The sequence below is a fragment of the Chryseobacterium sp. BIGb0232 genome (assembly GCF_024810195.1).
Classification (GTDB): domain Bacteria; phylum Bacteroidota; class Bacteroidia; order Flavobacteriales; family Weeksellaceae; genus Chryseobacterium; species Chryseobacterium pennae.
Genome location: NZ_JANUEH010000005.1, coordinates 157,102 through 174,186 on the forward strand (window position 1 = coordinate 157,102; position 17,085 = coordinate 174,186).

Genomic DNA, 17,085 nt, shown 5'->3' on the forward strand with positions numbered 1-17,085 from the left:
TTGTGGATTTGTCAAAGAAATATCATACTTTTAGTCCTTAAAAATTTTTAAAAATGAAGATGAAATGTACAGTTTTTATTCTGTTCATGATGGCCTGTTGCCTGTATGGACAGAAAAAGCCATTAGACCATTCTGTGTACGACAGTTGGCAGAATATTGGCTCGAGAAAAATCTCGAATGACGGAAAATGGGTGGCCTATTCTGTGGATGTTCAGGAAGGAAATTCTAACCTTTTTTTATATTCAGTTAAAAATAAAACTTCAAAAAATTTTGCCAGAGGAACAAAGGTGGATTTTACGAATGATTCGAGGTTTGCCGTTTTTCAAATCCGCCCGTTGTATAAAGATATAAAAGCGGTAAAAGATAAGAAGCTTAAAAAGAATAAGTTAACAAAAGACAGTCTTGCGATTGTTGATATTTTGAGTGGTCAGACAGAGAAAATTCCTAATGTAAAAACATTTAAAATCCCGGAAAAGGCAGGTTCATATATTGCATACCTTCTGGAAGATACCAAAGATAAATCTTCTAATGATGCTTCTGATAAAGAAGATGGAGAGGAAAATAAAGAGGAAGATAAAAATGTAAAGCCATTGCAGTTAGTGGTTCGTAATCTTTTGGATGGGAAGAGTACAACTTATGATAATGTGATTCGCTATGAGTTCAGTAAAAATGGGAGGCAACTCGCTTTTATAACGAAGAAACCGGACGAAAAAAAGGATAAAAAAGAGGGAAAGGATTCAGCAGATGAAAAATCTTCAGATAAAAAGGATACTGACAAATCAAAACCAAAGAAATATGCACTTGAAACCGTACAGGTAGTAGATCTGCAGAAAGGAGCAGTTACTAAAATTTCAGAAATGGAAGGTGATTTTTCACAGTTATCTTTTGATGAAGAAGGGAGCCAGCTGGCATTTGTGGGAACTTCTTCTGCACAGAATGATCTGGTGAAGCTGTATAATCTGTATTATTTTAATTTTAAAGGAAATAAAAAGGAGCAGATAACCCATGAAAGTGGGCAAATGAAAAAAGATTGGGTAATTTCTGAAAACCGTTTGCCTTTATTCAGTAAAAATGGAAAGCAGCTGTATTTCGGGGTTGCTCCCAAACCTATTGCAAAAGATACTGCGATGATTGCCAATGATCACGCAGTGGTAGATATCTGGAATTACAGAGATGATTATTTGCAAACCGTACAGCTAAAGGAATTGAAAAATGATCTGAAAAAATCTTATGCAGCAGTAATGCAAACGGAGAAACCGGATTTCTTCAGAAACATTGATGGTGAAGATTTAGATACTTTAAGAGTAGTAAACCAAGGAAATGCTGAATTTGCACTAGGAGTTACCAGTTTAAACAACCGTATCTCTTCACAATGGGAAGGTTCAACAAAGAAAACATATTTCCTTATCGATAATAAAACAGGAGACAGAACCGAAATTATTAAAAATTTGGACGGTTCAGTGGCTGTATCTCCACTGGGAAAATTTGTTGTCATTTTTGACAGAGAAAAAGGGAGATGGTTGAGCTATAATGTTAAAACCAAACAAACACTTCCACTGAGTACAGGATTACCGGTTTCTTTTGTGGATGAAGAGTTTGATATGCCAGACTTTCCATACTCTTATGGTATTGCGTCATGGACGGATAATGATGAATCTGTGATTATTAAAGACCGTTATGATCTTTGGGAGTTTTTCCTGAATGGTTCGAAAAAGCCAAGAAATATTACCAATGGATTTGGGCGTAAAAATAAAATAACATTTGATACTTATGATTTAGATAAGGATATTAAAAGCTTAAACCGAAAGTCTTCTATTTACTTATCAGCATTTGATAATACATCTAAAGCTAATGGGATTTTTAAAACCTCTATTCAGTCGAATGCTGATCCTGTAAAAATTCAAATGGAAGATGTATGGGGATACAGAAGTCTTCAAAAAGCGAAGAATGCAGAAGAATATATTTTAGTAAAAGAATCATATACAGATTCTCCGAATATTTTTACAACATCAGACATATCAAAACAACAAAAGCTAAGCGATACCAATCTACAGCAGAAGCTTTATAATTGGGGAACTGATGAATTGGTACATTGGACTACCCCAAAGGGAAATACGTCTACGGGAGTCTTATTTAAACCGGAAAATTTTGATCCGAATAAAAAATACCCTATGATTGTCTATTTCTATGAAAAACTTTCTGATAATCTGAACCGTTATGTAGCTCCGTCTCCAACACCTTCAAGGTTAAATATTTCTTATTTTGTGAGTAATGGATATTTGGTTTTCACACCTGATATTTCGTATACAGATGGCCTTCCCGGAGAATCTGCAATGGAATATATTAATTCCGGGGTTGAAAAGCTGAAGCAAAATACTTGGGTAGATGGTACTAAAATAGGAATTCAGGGACAAAGCTGGGGCGGTTATCAGGTAGCTTATCTGATTGCTCATACTGATATGTATGCAGCGGCGTGGAGTGGAGCTCCTGTTGTCAACATGACTTCCGCCTACGGAGGAATCCGATGGAGTACGGGAATGAACAGACAGTTTCAATATGAAAAATCGCAAAGTAGATTAGGAAAGAACTTATGGGAAGCTCCGGATCTTTATATTAAAAATTCACCGCTTTTTACTATCGATAAAGTAAAAACTCCGGTAGTTATTATGAGCAATGATAAAGATGGAGCAGTGCCATGGTATCAGGGAATTGAAATGTTTACCGCGTTACGCCGCCTTGGAAAACCAGTATGGCTTCTGAATTATAATGGTGACGATCACAACCTTATCAAACGTCAGAACAGAAAAGATATTCAAATTCGTGAACAGCAGTTTTTTGATTACTATCTCAAAGGTGCTAAGGCTCCGGTTTGGATGACAAAAGGAGTTCCGGCTACCCAAAAAGGAAAAGATTGGGGATTTGACTTAACAGATGATAAACCTAATTAAAATAAATTCGGCGGAGCCTTTGGCTCCGCCGAATTTATTTTAAAATTTCTCAAAAAAAAACAAGGATAAACTGACACAATGGCATTTTTTTATGATGGGCCTATTGTGAGCTTTTATTATATTTACCGCCAATTTTAACAACAATATGGGAATCTTTGATTTTTTTAAGAAGAAAAATAACAGACAGGAAAATGTCAGTACTCCGGTTCAGCAGCAAGAAATGCCAGAGGAGAAAATAGCAGAAGAGAAAGTAGAGGAAATAGTAGAGACCATTCCGGAAATGCCAGTGCAGTCACACGCTGTAGAAGAGAAAAAGGTAAATGAATTATATGAAAAAGTCAAGATTTATAGTGATTATATCGTGTATTCTATTGCACTTCAACTGAGAGGAGATTTTGCCCCAATTTCAGCATTTGAAAAAGAAAATGGCGAAGTAGAGGGATTTGCTTATATGGTTACAGATCCTACTTATGGGCTTTCACCACAGGTGGTGCTTAGTAACATGAAAGAGAAGTTTGAAAGAGAACTGAAAGAAGGGAAGATAAAGTCATATGCTGTTCTATACCATTCTCAGTTTAATGATGATGGAAATCATGCTTTGGCTATGAATCCCGAAGATCTTAAAGCAATTACATTATCATATCACTTTAATGATTCTGAAGAAGGTAAAATTGCATTACCTTATGTTTTTGAGAATGAAAATGTCACGTTTAAAGGTTTTGCAGGATTCTCTCATGAAGAAAATAATGAGATTATGAATACTCAGTTGGTGGATGGTAAAGATTACTTCACAAACAAGTATGAAATTAAAAGTCCTGAAAGTACAAATGAAGCAGGAATTATTCTGAAGAAATCGAATGTTCATTCTCTAGCGAATATGTGGGGTGGAATTTTTGGGTTTCAGAATTTCCAGACTCAGGAGAAATTTGCTCAATATTTAATGGAAACCATGGCTTTATGCAGAGTAGATGAGATTGATGCAGAGGAAAAGGCTAAGCATACAGAATTTGGAGATATAAAGTTCAGAACGATTATTTCAGATGATTTTAATGGTATTTATCCGGAAGTAAAAACTAATTTCTCTCTTGATTTTGAAACAAAAGAAATTCGTGAATGGGAAAATGTGGATCATAATGAAGCTATTGTAGGTGGAGTTGCGAGAGATACTTTTGGACTTTGGTTCTTTCCTACAGATTATGCAGAAAACAAAAATAAATATTTTACACAAAATAAATTAAATGTTACGATCAGTGGGATTGTTTTCGTTTTAGATCTTCATGAGAGTTTTGATTTACCGGACGGTACAAAGACTGATGAAGAGTTTACTGCATACAAGCCAAGTCAGGACCTTCCAGATTATGGATGTATTGATTTTATTGGTAAGGTACTCGACATTAAAGAAACTGAAGTATTGGAGGATGGAAGTGTAAAAGGATATATGCTGAAATTAAGACTGATTACCAATCCGGAAATGGAAGACTTCTTCACAGTTGATGCTTTTGTGAACAAAGAAAATATGAGATTTGAAACGCTTACAGTAGGAATGCAGGTTGCAGGAGCAATGCAGTTACAGGGAAAAATTACTGGATAAGAAATATCTATAAAATAAAAACGGTCTGAAAAAATTCAGACCGTTTTTTATTTACTATTTGTTTTTCAACTCTTCTTTGATCTTGTTCTCCAATTCCTCGGCAAGTTCAGGATTGTCTTTTAAGACATCTTTTACAGCATCACGCCCTTGGCCTAGTTTAGATTCTTCATAACTGAACCAAGAACCACTTTTCTTCACAATTCCCATATCAACAGCAGTATCAAGAATTTCTCCTACTTTAGAAACTCCTTCACCATACATAATATCGAATTCTGCCTGTTTGAAAGGTGGAGCGACTTTGTTTTTCACAATCTTCACTTTCACACGGCTTCCGATTGCTTCATCTCCATTTTTGATTGGTGCGCTTGCTTTTCTGATATCAATTCTTACAGAAGCATAGAATTTAAGAGCGTTACCTCCGGTAGTAGTTTCAGGGTTACCAAACATTACACCAATTTTTTCTCTTAACTGGTTGATGAAAATTACAGTACATTTCGTTCTTGAAATGGTAGCTGTAAGTTTTCTTAATGCCTGAGACATCAATCTTGCGTGAAGTCCCATTTTAGAATCTCCCATTTCCCCTTCAATCTCAGCTTTTGGAGTAAGAGCCGCAACAGAGTCAATAACAACAATGTCAATAGCTCCTGAACGGATCAGGTTATCAGCAATTTCTAAAGCCTGTTCCCCGTTATCCGGCTGAGAAATGATAAGGTTTTCCAAATCGATTCCTAATTTTGCAGCATATGTTCTGTCGAAAGCATGCTCAGCATCAATGAATGCAGCAATACCACCAGCTTTTTGAGCTTCAGCAATTGCGTGAAGGGTTAATGTTGTTTTACCTGAAGATTCAGGTCCATATATTTCAATGATTCTTCCTTTTGGATATCCTCCTATACCTAATGCGATATCTAATCCTAAAGATCCGGAAGGAATTACTTCTATAGTACTGTCTATAGCACTATCACCTAAAGTCATTACTGTTCCCTTTCCGTATGTTTTATCTAGCTTGTCAAGCACTAACGCGAGTGCTTTCTTCTTATCATCAATGTTACTCATCTCTATTAAATAATTTCTCAAAAATACATAATTTCCCAATCAAAAACTAATATTATTTCTCTGTGAAACCGGTTTTTAGAGTTAAAAAATGATAAAATTTTAGGGCTGATGTTCTTCATAACGAGATAGATGTGAATGCAAGCTTGAAGAGGCTTGAAAACATAAATTTAAGATAAGAAAGTTACGGTTGGAAACAGGAAGTGTGAGGATGGAAGCTATATTGAACCGAATGATTTCTAGGAGTTATAGTCTTTACAATTTATTTACTATAAAAAAAGCTTATCTTAAAACATTCTTTTAAAGATCATGCTATGGACAGAAAATTAAAATTATTCCTGATTAAATCTTTTGCTGTATTAGCTGTTATCCATCTGGCTTACTTTATATATGGATATGTAAAGTTTAAAGGTCTTCAGGAAATTTATGATAACACAGAATTTTACAGGTTTAAATTTTACGATGATGTTTCCATTTCTCACGTTTTCGTAACCGGTCTTTTTTTGTTTTTCTTTGTTATTTTTCTCTTTATAAATCATCCCAAAAAAAGTAATAGTATTTCCCAAAAATTGAGAATGGGTGGTATACTTCTATTAGTGTCCTTTTTGTCCCTGACCTTTTTCATCAGTTATAGTTTTGGTTTCAATGCAAAACTAAGAACCGTGTTGCCCGAAAAGGATCTTAATAAAGATAAAACACTACTCAATGTCTTACAGCCTTTTTTATACAACTATACTTCCTATAGTTCAGAGAACCTGTTTAATCCCAAAAATATTTTATACCCCAAACCTTACCCTGTGGTTGAACTAAGAGATACGGTGTACTACGAACCGGGTAATAATAAAGATTATTCCTCGACAGAATTGAGGTATTATAGTATTGATACTCTGAGAATGCTGAGTTCTGATGATAAGAAATTAAGCGATAGATCGAAAGTGGTACTTGGCATTCTTGGGCTTAATGCCGAGGAGCTGGGAAGAAGATTTATTTCTAAAAAGGAGATAGGGGACAGTACTGAAATTCTATTTCAAGGAATAGAGGTATATCCCGAATATGATGATAAAATGTGTGTTTTTCTGGAAAATAAATATTTGTTTTTTCCATTACATAGCATTCCTGAGCAGAAGCAACAGTATCAAAATGCAGTCAAAAGGTACAATTTGCTTTACAACTACAGTCAGGATTCATTGCTTGTCTCGTTTCAGAAACTGGATGTCCTTTTTAAAAAATATGGTGTAGAAGCGGAGATTGTTCCTAAAGATCTGACTAAAGATGTCTTTTATTACCGGGATCACCGGCAGGAACCTTTGAATGCAATACGAAATACTTACGAAAGAAAGGGCTTAAGGGATAAATTTGCAACCCTTGATCGCTTGTTCTACAAGCCGAATTATCTTCATCCTTCCATCAGAGAGATCTTTTTCAGTGCTGTGATTGGTGTGTGGTTTATTTTATTGGTCATGTATCTGATCTGGAATTTCACTAGAAAAAATCTTTCTTCAGATAGCATTAAAGAAAATAGCTAAAGGTAACCTTACATGTTTTCAACTGTATTGAGAATATTAATTTTTAGATGAGGATAGGTACCCGTTTTTAATGGAAATTTGAATTTTTAGTGATGTTCAGATAGTCTTTCAATACCTTCACTTGGTCTTTATTTCCTCTTTTTATCCTTGAATCACGACTTACAAGCCTATCATAGATTTTGTTGAAGAGTATTTTCGATTTTGGAAACAGCATTTTGTTGGAAACTTCAGGGATCTGAAGTCGTTTGCAGACTTCATCATCCAGCAGAAACCAGGTACAGCAGATATGAAGGTATCTCAGGTTTTTTCTTTGGAGTTCAAATTTTAAAATAGGATTTTCTAATGATTCATCCAATAATGAATGGGCCAAAAGAACAGAATCTTTATCAGATGGTGGCTGAATAGAAGTCCATAAATAGAAATATTCTGTAGCCTGTTTTTTATCATCAGGAAGAAGCTGCTCAGGGATGCCCAGTAGATATCCAACGTACTTCCACAGATGAAAAATACCCTGTTCTTCTTCAAGAGAGATCGTATTTCCTAATTTTTGAAGACTGTGGAGAAAAACCAGACTGAATCCTATGTAAGTAGCCATCATATCCCAGGAATTAATAGGTTCACCCCAGTTTTCTGTATCCCATTCCTTATAATGTTTTTTAATGGAAAGTCTTGCGTAGGAATGGATCAGGCGGGTTTTGATAGCAAACTCGTAGCCTTTAGCATGAATTTCCAATGCATTATATCGGGTAGCATTTACCCAGAAATCCAAAGTTTCTGAAAGACGCTTCACAGCTCCTTTTTTCAATGCTTCTGTAACAATGAGAGGTTTGTTGAGGTAAGCATAATCATACCCTCCGATCAGGCAGTAATCTCTTAGAGAAATTAAAGAATCGAGGTTACTTCGCATACAGAGTTCGGCACCGCTTTTTAAAAGATTATAATCAAGCCACTCAGGAATTCTTTGTGTTTGTGCAAATAGTTTTTTTACACTTGCAGGAACGTCATCATTTTCTGAAACACCATTTCGGATATACCCTTCAATTTCTCGGGAAGCTTCATGATATTTTTTAGTAAAATAGACCTCTTTTACCACATCATCTCCGGTTTCGTCCACATGATAAAAGAAAGGAGCATATTTTTCAAAATCTTTAAAACTCACTTCAGCACCGGAAAACTCTATCAATAGTTTTCCGTTACCACTTTCCCAAAAGTTTTTAAAATGAGGTGCATCTTTAAACCGTGGCTGTATCATTGTTCATTCCTTTATCTATAAAAGTACAAGTTTTACACCGAAACTATTAAGTGAGATTTGTCAGTAATATCGTTAATATCATTTTTTAATGAGGAATTGATCTGTTTTAAGTTATTAAAAAATACCACAAAAGGGTAATTTACTTGTGTTCATTGAATTTTGAAATTTGTGTTAAAAAATAGCCATGAAAAAATATTTATTATTACTAGTACTTTTAGGAGTCGTAGTTTCAGCACAAGAGAGTTTTAAGAGGGTGTATCATATCCCGGCATCGAAAGGTGAGATTTTATTAAAAAAGGATGTTTCAGTAAAGTTTGACAAATGGAGTAAAGGTGAGTTAGATTCCATTAAACAGATTTATGTTCCTGAAAGCATGATTAAAATTAGTGAACAAATTTCAATTAATAGTGTATTGCAAACTGTAACAAGAGAAATTAAAGTTGACACAGCCTTTTATAAAACTTTAACTGTTAAAAGAAGTGAGATTGCTAAATGTGGCTTTTGGGGATATGTTAAGTTTGATGATAACAAAATTATAGCTAATAAAAATAGCTGTAAAAAAGATGAAAAGGATAATATTTATTACTATCAGCTTAAGAATCGGGATCAGTTAAGTCTTTATTTCATTGAAGGAACAGTTTCAGCATTTACAGTACCAATAAAATACAGGTTTAAGCAACCAAATGTTTCAGAAGAATTTTCTTCAGCAAGCTTAAATGCCAATCTATTTGGGGGAATTTCTTTTGGTATGTCCAGCTTTTTTTATAGAGATAAGGTTGGAAGTGTAACAAATAATCATAAATTAACATTAGGTACATTTGTCGGTTCTTCTGTTGTTGAGCTTAATAGTAATAATACCTCTGCTTCTGTAGATCCTCTCCCTAATGATAGAAAAATAATAAAAGGGTTAGCCAGTATAGGATTGGGGATTGCCTATTCTTATAATAAAGTAAATTTTGCAGGTTTTTTGGGTTGGGATTATGCAATAGGAGATGAGGCAGAAAAATGGAATTATAATAAAAAACCCTGGATAGGAATTGCAATCGGTTATTCTTTGTTTAATTTATAAATTTATAGTGAGGACTGAACAAAAAAGCCTTCCCATCGGGAAGGCTTTATATTACTTATTGCTTATCGCTCATTACTTATGATAAAGAAGCAGCGTGTACAAGCATATCAACTAACTTGTTAGAGTAACCCATTTCGTTGTCATACCAAGAAACAAGTTTCACAAAGTTAGGAGAAAGCATGATACCAGCATCTTTGTCGAAGATAGAAGTTCTCTTATCTCCTACGAAGTCCTGAGATACTACAGCCTCTTCAGTATATCCTAGGATACCTTTTAATTCACCTTCAGAAGCAGCTTTAATTACTGCACAGATTTCTTCATAAGAAGCAGCTTTTTCAATTCTCACTGTTAAATCTACTACAGAAACGTCAACAGTTGGTACTCTGAAAGACATACCTGTTAATTTTCCGTTTAATGAAGGGATTACTTTTCCTACCGCTTTAGCAGCACCTGTAGAAGAAGGGATAATGTTGTTTAGAGCAGCTCTACCACCTCTCCAGTCTTTCATTGAAGGACCGTCAACAGTTTTTTGAGTAGCTGTTGTAGCGTGTACAGTAGTCATTAAACCTTCTACGATTCCGAAATTATCGTGGATTACTTTAGCTAAAGGAGCTAAACAGTTTGTAGTACAAGAAGCGTTTGATAAAATTTTGATATCATCAGTAAGTTCCTTGTGGTTTACTCCCATTACGAACATTGGAGTATCATCTTTAGAAGGAGCAGAAAGGATTACTTTCTTAGCACCAGCAGTAATGTGTTTTGCAGCACTGTCTTTATCAAGGAATAAACCAGTAGATTCAACTACGTAATCTGCACCAATTTCGTCCCACTTTAGGTTACTTGGATCTTTCTCAGCAGTTACTCTGATTTTTTTTCCGTTTACCACAAGATCATTTCCTTCTACAGAAACTTCACCTGGGAAAATACCGTGTACAGAGTCATATTTTAACATGTAAGCCATGTATTCTGCATTGATTAGGTCATTGATTCCTACAACTTCAATGTTGTCTCTTTCAGTCATTGCTCTGAAAACAAGACGTCCAATTCTACCAAAACCGTTGATACCTACTTTAATTGTTGACATAATAGTTTGTTTTTATTAGATTTATAAAAATAATTAGATTGCTAAAATTTCTGAAATCAACATTAAATCTTTATTGATTTCGTTATGTTTTTTAATGGCTTCTTCAATAGGTGTATACACCACATCATTGGAACGCATTCCTGCCATTACATTGCTTTGCCCCTCCATTAATCCTACTACGGCACCATATCCCAATCTGCTGGCAAGTACTCTGTCTGCACAACTAGGAGATCCTCCTCTTTGCATATGTCCCAACACTGCTACACGAATGTCATAATCAGGGAATATTTGTTTTGTTTTTTCTGCCAGTTCATAAACATTGGCCAGTTTTTCACCTTCAGCTACCACTACGATGCTGGATGACTTTCCTGTTTTTTCAGCTTTTCTGAATTTCTCAAAAAGATCATCCGTGCTGTCTTTTTTCTCAGGAATAAGAATATCCAGAGCACCTGTTGCCAATCCACTGTTTAAAGCAATAAAGCCGGCATCACGACCCATTACCTCTACAAAGAAAACTCTGTTGTGAGATGTTGCTGTATCACGGATTTTGTCAATCGCTTCCATCGCAGTATTCAGCGCAGTGTCATATCCTATCGTATTATCTGTTCCGAAAATATCATTATCGATGGTTCCTGGAATGCCGATTACTCTGATTCCAAATTCCTCATTGAAGATCTTGGCACCAGTAAAAGTTCCGTCTCCACCAATACATACCAATCCTTCAATACCCAGCTTTACGCAGTTATCATAAGCCTTCTGACGGCCTTCTTTGGTTCTGAATTCAGTAGATCTGGCAGACTTTAGAATCGTTCCACCTTGGTTGATTATATTTTTTACGGAACGGGCTCCCATTTTCAGGAAATCATTGCTGATAAGGCCATTGTAGCCTTCCCTTACTCCGTAGCATTCAATATTATAGTAATTAGCGGTTCTTACTACCGCTCTTAATGCTGCATTCATACCTGGAGAGTCTCCTCCTGAAGTAAGAACTGCAATCTTTTTTACAGCACTCTCTTTCATCTAGTAAAAAATTTCGAACACAAATTTACAAAAACAAGTTCAGATAATCGTAGTAACTTTTCAATAGTTTTGAATATATAGAATTAAAAGCTTCTGAAGTTTGTCGGTTTAAAAATATATCGCGCGGTTTTAGTCTCTGAAGCATTCACATCAAGATCATACCATGGCGAAATGTTTTTCTGAAAAGGATTGGATAACAGGTGTATAGATTGAGCGGGTGTGAATCCCTCACTCAATAGAAATAATTTTTCACCCTCCTTATTCTGGCAAACTCCGGCAATAAAAACCACATGTCCCGGACTTCCGGGAGTGATCAGAATATCTCCTGTTTTTAAATCAGAGCTTTTTAACACCGGTTGGGTTTCCTTATTGAGTGAAATAGTTCCCGCATAATTGAAGATGAGGTCCAGATAATCTCTGAAACCCTGATAAGAATCATCAAATCCTGCCGTTTTTCTGAAGCTTACAGCATTACCATTAACGAAAGCTCTTGTTCCGTTTTTATAATCATTCCAAGTGAGAAGATGGCCACTGGTAAAATGAAACTTAATATCATCTGTCTTTTTTATTTTGTATAAAAATTCAGCTCTCAGGCGGATCACTGCATCTGCACATTGTTGAAGATCTTTATTTCCGGTATCAATATCAAAAACAGCTTCATGAAGATGCTGTGTGGAAATAGGAGAACCGTCATATCTTAAAATCTGACTTCCATAAGGTTTCAGTTTAAAATTTTCAATGAAATATCCAAAAGAATCAGGCTTTTCTTCCTGCCACTGATAATCTTTGGGGGGAGAAAATCTTTCCTTGATGGTATTTTTATCTTGATGGATTTTTGAGGTATTTTCTGCGATGAGGTGTTCATTCTTATCGGGTTCTTCCAAAAGTCTGTCACCTGGCTTTTCTTTACCGCAACTTATGACCAATAGAATAATGATGAAACTTAATGTAATTTTTTTCACGGTGTTTTTTTGATTCGGTTACAAATATGAGAATTTTTGTGAGATTTTGAAACTGTGAGTTGGCCCACCTTTGGTTTTGTTGGAAAGTGCTAAGAAACAAAAGGATTTACAAGGTTTTTTTAGCCACGTATGCACGAATGTTCATATTAAAATAAAATAGCTCTAAGATCTATGTTTCTATGCGGTTCAATCTTTTTTAATCACATAGAAATATAGATGATAAGTGTACATTAAACTATTCGTGCATCCGTGGTGATTATTCAGCAGTATTCAATTTTATCATAGATAAAATCCTTGCGCCTTAATAATACAGCCTATTCATAGTAATCTTGCGTCTTTGCGTTTTCCAACACATTATCACCTTCAGGAATCAACAGTTTTCCCCAATCATTCAACTGCCACAGAATGGTAACCAACTTTTCCCCAAGTTCAGTCAGAGTATATTCAACTCTGGGAGGAAGCTCATTAAAAGACTGCTTCGCCAGAATGCCATCCTCAACCATTTCGGTAAGCTGCTGATTAAGAACCCTCCGGTCTACTTTCGCAATTCCACGCAAAAATTCACTGGGACGTTTCTTTCCCTCATTAATCTGCCAAACGATGGGAATTTTCCATTTTCCACTAATGGTATTAACGGCGACTTCCAATGGACAAATTTTATTTTCTTCAGCTCTTCCCTTTATTTCCATAAAATTGACTTTTTTATCCCTATGGGTGAAAAATATGCGTTATTGCTTATTTATAGCGGCTTTTAGACCTTTGTAAAAATAATAAAATTTAGAAAAATGAATACACTGGCCAAACAGATCGAACATTTGAATCAGGAATTATCTTCGCAGCTTCCACAGGAAATACTGGAGGCATTTGGAAACTCTATAGAGGATTTAAAGACAAAAAAAATTAATGAAAACAGCGTTCAGATAGGAGATCAGATGCCGGAATTTTCATTGCCCAATGCTTTTGGGGAAATAATCAACTCTGAAGACATCCTAAAAGATGGGAAAATGATTTTAGCCTTTTACAGAGGAAGCTGGTGTCCTTACTGTAATCTGGAGTTAAAATTTTTACAGGATCATCTTTCCAGAATAAAAGATAAAGGAGCTACTTTAATTGCTGTTTCTCCACAAAGTCCGGATCACTCTCTTAGTATGGTGGAAAAAAATAATCTTGAGTTTGAAGTATTGACTGATCTTGATAATAGTTTTGCTAAAAAACTTGGAATTGCTTTTCAACTGCAGGATTTAGTTCTTCCTTATTATAAAGATCTTGGAATAAATCTTTCTGATTTTAATAAAAATGATGATAATGTTTTACCGGTTCCAGCTGTTTTTGTGGTGAATGAGAATAGAGTAGTTACGTATAAATTTTTAGACGTAAATTACATGAATCGAGTAGATGTGGAAGCATTAATAAATTCATTATGACAGAAAAAAGAAAAGGAGCCCGCTCTATAAAAGATATTCCTGCTGATATTTTATTACAGTTGAACAGAGGTGAAATCGAAACAGCTAATCTTACAGAATGGCTGGCCGTAGACCAAAGACTTTTACTTAAAAATTTATTAGAACAGAATAATAGAGTAGAATATTTAAATCCGATTCTGGAAAAGGTGGGTCAGTTGAAAAAGCAGACAGTCAATACAACCAATGAAGCTATTGGATTGGGAATCCTTGATCTTGCACTCAAAAACCGGGATGAAAATTTTCTTTCAAAGTTATCCACACACCAGGCGGATCTGGTTCGATGCTGGGCAGCTTATACCATTGGGCGAAATAACGCTTTTAATATTGAAGAAAAGCTGGAAAAGATCAAATCCTTTGCCTCAGACACTCATTTTGGGGTAAGAGAGATCTGTTGGATGACAGTACGTCCGGACATTTCGAAAAACCTTGAAGAAAGTTTGTCAATCTTATCAGGATGGACGAATCATGATAATGAAAATATCAGACGCTTTGCCAGTGAATCCACAAGACCAAGAGGAGTGTGGTGTGAGCATATCGATGAATTAAAACAAAATCCCGGATTAGGACTGGAAATCTTAGAATCATTAAAATCTGATCCTTCAAAATATGTACAGGATAGTGTCGGCAATTGGCTGAATGACGCCAGCAAATCCCAACCGGAATTTGTAGTGGAGATATGTGATGAGTGGCTTCGGAAAAGTGATACCAAAGAAACTCAATATATTGTTAAAAAAGCACTGCGTACCCTCCGTAAGTGAAAGTTATCCAAAAAGTTATAATTTGAATTAAAAATATACTCAGATTTTTTCCATATCAAACTATCAGCTAAATTTTATAGTATCACATCAAAAGACGATTGATTTTTGATGCTGAGTTTTAACCTACCCTTGTCAAGATTATAAACCTTGACAAGGGTAGAAAGAGAGAAAACCAGATTGAAGCATTTTGGAAATCAATAAATGAATTGTATTAAAATCATCTGCATAAATCTGTAGTTAAAAAAGTTATCCACAATATGGGGTTGTAGAAAAATATTGATATATCTATCATAAATACAATTGATTATAAAATGTTCTGTTGAAAGGGTTTTTCAGCAATAACTCTAATTGATAAGCTGAAAAAGTTATCCACAATATTGGAATAAGAATTAAAGCCATTTTAAATTTTTTCAGATCAAACTATCAGCTAAATTTTATAGTATCATATCAAAAGACGATTGATTTTTGATGCTGAGTTTTAACCTACCCTTGTCAAGGTTATAAACCTTGACAAGGGTAAAGTGACATAAAACCAGATCGAGGCACTTTGAAAATCAATAAATGAAATGAATAGTATTAAAATCATCTACGTAAATCTGTGGTTAAAAAAGTTATCCACAATATGGAATTGTAGAAAAGTAGGTCTCGTATTTATCATAAAATTAAGAGGTTATAAAATCCCTATTTTAAAAGACTTTTCAAAAATAAGTCTAATCTTCAATGTGAAGAAGTTATCCACAATGTTAAATATGATTAAGAAATGTTCTCGAATTTTTCCGCTCAAAATATCCTTCTAAAAAAGAATCATCCGTGTAAATCTGTTCAATCCGTGGTTAAAAAAGTTATCCACAATATGGGATTGTCGATTAATAGATGCTCTATCTATCATAATTATAGTAGTTTATGAAATATGCTTGTTGAAAAGGTTTTTCAGAAATAATTCTAATAAATTGTGTTGAAAAGTTATCCACAATGTCAGAATATGAATTAAAACTCTTTTCAAAGTTTTCAGATCAAAATATCAACTGAGAAGAGAATTATCGGTGAAGATCTGTGTAATCCGTGGTTGAAAAAGTTATCCACAATATGGGATTGTCGATTAATAGATGCTATATCTATCATAATTACAGTAGTTTATGGAGTATGCTTATTGAAGAGGTTTTTCAGAAATAAGTCTAATAAATCGTGTTGAAAAGTTATCCACAATGTCAGAATATGAATTAAAAATCCTCTCAAATTTCTTCAGCTCAAAATGTCATTTAAAAAAGAATCATCCGTGTAAATCTGTTCAATCCGTGGTTAAAAAAGTTATCCACAATATGGGGTTGTCGATTAATAGATGCTATATCTATCATATTTATAGTAGTTTATGAAATATGCTTGTTGAAAAGGTTTTTCAGAAATAAGTCTAATAAATCGTGTTGGAAAGTTATCCACAATATGGAAATTTGAATTTGAATCATCCCTATTTAAAATCACCATTTCTCAGTCAGATACTTCCAATATCTTTTAGGAACATGTTGTACATGAAGTTTCAGGTTTTTCCTTTCAATAATATTGGTTTTTGTAAAATATCGCTGCCAAAGCGTTTGATAGTTCTTTTCCTCCTCATGAAAGTTCTCCTGATAATTCCTGATATCCAGTTTTTCATCCGGATAAAAGAAATCTGAGGTTTCCAGATCATAAAGAATTCCATAGTTTCTTCTCAAGTCATAGATCATCCACTTCTGATCCTGATAACGGTCACTAAAATGTTTTCTGATCAAAGGAAGAACATTGAAATCAGGATCTATTTTTGAGAAGAAAATATCGTCCTGCATTTTCTCGAAACGGACAAAAGCGGTCATTCGATGACTTTCTCTGTCAACTGACTTACAGATTTTGGAAATCTTCATGATATCAGCATCTGCGTAGTTTTCCAGAATATTTTCTTCTGGATTTTTTATAGATTGTCTTACTGCGGATAATGTTACTTTCTCCAATTCCGGATCTTCAGATAAGAAAACTTTTAAAAGTTTATAAATACCCTGCTTACCAAGATTTTGTTCCAATTTTTTCAGGACCCGATCAGATTTATCTGCTTGGGTAATGACTTCATGGATCTCAGCAAAAATATTTTCCTGATGGAATCTTTCTTTGCTTGCTATTTCTACATTCTGATAACGGTATTCGAAAACTTCAAATATCGCTGTGAAAAGGCCCTCAAAACTGCCATCATAAAGTATTGTGTGCATCTGATATAATAAATCTAAATTGTATAAATAATTTTTTGAAAACTGTCAGACGATTTAATCATCTTTAAAAGCTTTCTAACCCAAGAAAGTTTATTAAATTTATTTTTCGGAATCCGTCTTTAAAT

Annotated in this window: 13 protein-coding genes; 6 read left to right on the top strand and 7 right to left on the bottom strand. The window is 34.6% G+C overall.

The annotated features are described in order from the left end of the window. Nucleotides 1-53: 53 nt before the first annotated feature. Both M2372_RS13955 and M2372_RS13960 read left to right on the top strand, forming a co-directional pair. Nucleotides 54-2,948, top strand: coding sequence for a prolyl oligopeptidase family serine peptidase (locus tag M2372_RS13955; RefSeq protein ID WP_123320728.1), 2,895 nt, complete (start codon nt 54-56; stop codon nt 2,946-2,948). A 145-nt stretch (nt 2,949-3,093) separates the two neighbouring features. Next, entirely contained in the window at nt 3,094-4,539 is a 1,446-nt protein-coding gene (locus M2372_RS13960; protein ID WP_123320727.1) for a hypothetical protein, read from the top strand. A 54-nt stretch (nt 4,540-4,593) separates the two neighbouring features. On the opposite strand, the gene recA is transcribed toward M2372_RS13960, so the two are convergent. Then, the gene (recA, locus tag M2372_RS13965) at nt 4,594-5,595 is read right to left on the bottom strand and encodes a recombinase RecA (RefSeq protein ID WP_115973915.1); all 1,002 of its coding nucleotides are present in this window, start codon (nt 5,593-5,595) and stop codon (nt 4,594-4,596) included. Between the two features lie 311 nt (nt 5,596-5,906). Here recA and M2372_RS13970 point away from each other — a divergent pair, with 311 nt between their 5' ends. After that, entirely contained in the window at nt 5,907-7,118 is a 1,212-nt protein-coding gene (locus M2372_RS13970) for a hypothetical protein (RefSeq protein ID WP_123320726.1), read from the top strand. Nucleotides 7,119-7,185: 67 nt separating this feature from the next. Here the strand turns inward: M2372_RS13970 and M2372_RS13975 are convergent, their stop codons facing one another. Further along, nucleotides 7,186-8,370, bottom strand: coding sequence for an oxygenase MpaB family protein (locus tag M2372_RS13975; RefSeq protein ID WP_123320725.1), 1,185 nt, complete (start codon nt 8,368-8,370; stop codon nt 7,186-7,188). Nucleotides 8,371-8,554: 184 nt separating this feature from the next. Between M2372_RS13975 and M2372_RS13980 the strand changes: the two genes are divergently transcribed. Beyond that, nucleotides 8,555-9,439, top strand: coding sequence for a hypothetical protein (locus tag M2372_RS13980; protein WP_115973912.1), 885 nt, complete (start codon nt 8,555-8,557; stop codon nt 9,437-9,439). Between the two features lie 76 nt (nt 9,440-9,515). On the opposite strand, the gene gap is transcribed toward M2372_RS13980, so the two are convergent. The 4 genes from gap to M2372_RS14000 form a co-directional block, all read right to left on the bottom strand. Further along, nucleotides 9,516-10,523, bottom strand: a complete 1,008-nt coding sequence (gap, locus tag M2372_RS13985; protein WP_115974003.1) for a type I glyceraldehyde-3-phosphate dehydrogenase — start codon at nt 10,521-10,523, stop codon at nt 9,516-9,518. 33 nt (nt 10,524-10,556) lie between these two features. Then, nucleotides 10,557-11,543 (bottom strand): 6-phosphofructokinase, encoded by a 987-nt coding sequence (gene pfkA, locus M2372_RS13990; RefSeq protein WP_115974004.1) that lies wholly within the window; start codon nt 11,541-11,543, stop codon nt 10,557-10,559. A gap of 83 nt (nt 11,544-11,626) precedes the next feature. Beyond that, a complete protein-coding gene (locus M2372_RS13995) occupies nt 11,627-12,505 on the bottom strand; it encodes a DUF4846 domain-containing protein (RefSeq protein ID WP_228455771.1) in 879 nt (292 codons plus the stop codon). Between the two features lie 314 nt (nt 12,506-12,819). Continuing rightward, nucleotides 12,820-13,194, bottom strand: coding sequence for a helix-turn-helix domain-containing protein (locus M2372_RS14000; protein WP_123320724.1), 375 nt, complete (start codon nt 13,192-13,194; stop codon nt 12,820-12,822). Nucleotides 13,195-13,290: 96 nt separating this feature from the next. On the opposite strand from M2372_RS14000, the gene M2372_RS14005 reads away from it, so the two are divergent. Together M2372_RS14005 and M2372_RS14010 are read left to right on the top strand one after the other, a co-directional pair. After that, entirely contained in the window at nt 13,291-13,929 is a 639-nt protein-coding gene (locus M2372_RS14005) for a peroxiredoxin-like family protein (RefSeq protein WP_123320723.1), read from the top strand. Beyond that, nucleotides 13,926-14,726, top strand: coding sequence for a DNA alkylation repair protein (locus M2372_RS14010; protein ID WP_123320722.1), 801 nt, complete (start codon nt 13,926-13,928; stop codon nt 14,724-14,726). The genes M2372_RS14005 and M2372_RS14010 overlap by 4 nt, the downstream gene beginning before the upstream one ends. A gap of 1,475 nt (nt 14,727-16,201) precedes the next feature. Here M2372_RS14010 and M2372_RS14015 read toward each other — a convergent pair. Beyond that, entirely contained in the window at nt 16,202-16,960 is a 759-nt protein-coding gene (locus M2372_RS14015) for a TIGR03915 family putative DNA repair protein (RefSeq protein WP_123320721.1), read from the bottom strand. Between the last annotated feature and the right edge of the window lie 125 nt (nt 16,961-17,085).

Coding starts and splice junctions, on each gene's coding strand:
- M2372_RS13960 (WP_123320727.1), top strand. CDS start 3,094: ATGGGAATCTTTGATTTTTTTAAGAAGAAAAATAACAGACAGGAAAAT.
- M2372_RS13955 (WP_123320728.1), top strand. CDS start 54: ATGAAGATGAAATGTACAGTTTTTATTCTGTTCATGATGGCCTGTTGC.
- M2372_RS13980 (WP_115973912.1), top strand. CDS start 8,555: ATGAAAAAATATTTATTATTACTAGTACTTTTAGGAGTCGTAGTTTCA.
- recA (WP_115973915.1), bottom strand. CDS start 5,595: ATGAGTAACATTGATGATAAGAAGAAAGCACTCGCGTTAGTGCTTGAC.
- M2372_RS14005 (WP_123320723.1), top strand. CDS start 13,291: ATGAATACACTGGCCAAACAGATCGAACATTTGAATCAGGAATTATCT.
- M2372_RS14015 (WP_123320721.1), bottom strand. CDS start 16,960: ATGCACACAATACTTTATGATGGCAGTTTTGAGGGCCTTTTCACAGCG.
- gap (WP_115974003.1), bottom strand. CDS start 10,523: ATGTCAACAATTAAAGTAGGTATCAACGGTTTTGGTAGAATTGGACGT.
- M2372_RS13970 (WP_123320726.1), top strand. CDS start 5,907: ATGGACAGAAAATTAAAATTATTCCTGATTAAATCTTTTGCTGTATTA.
- M2372_RS14000 (WP_123320724.1), bottom strand. CDS start 13,194: ATGGAAATAAAGGGAAGAGCTGAAGAAAATAAAATTTGTCCATTGGAA.
- M2372_RS13975 (WP_123320725.1), bottom strand. CDS start 8,370: ATGATACAGCCACGGTTTAAAGATGCACCTCATTTTAAAAACTTTTGG.
- M2372_RS14010 (WP_123320722.1), top strand. CDS start 13,926: ATGACAGAAAAAAGAAAAGGAGCCCGCTCTATAAAAGATATTCCTGCT.
- pfkA (WP_115974004.1), bottom strand. CDS start 11,543: ATGAAAGAGAGTGCTGTAAAAAAGATTGCAGTTCTTACTTCAGGAGGA.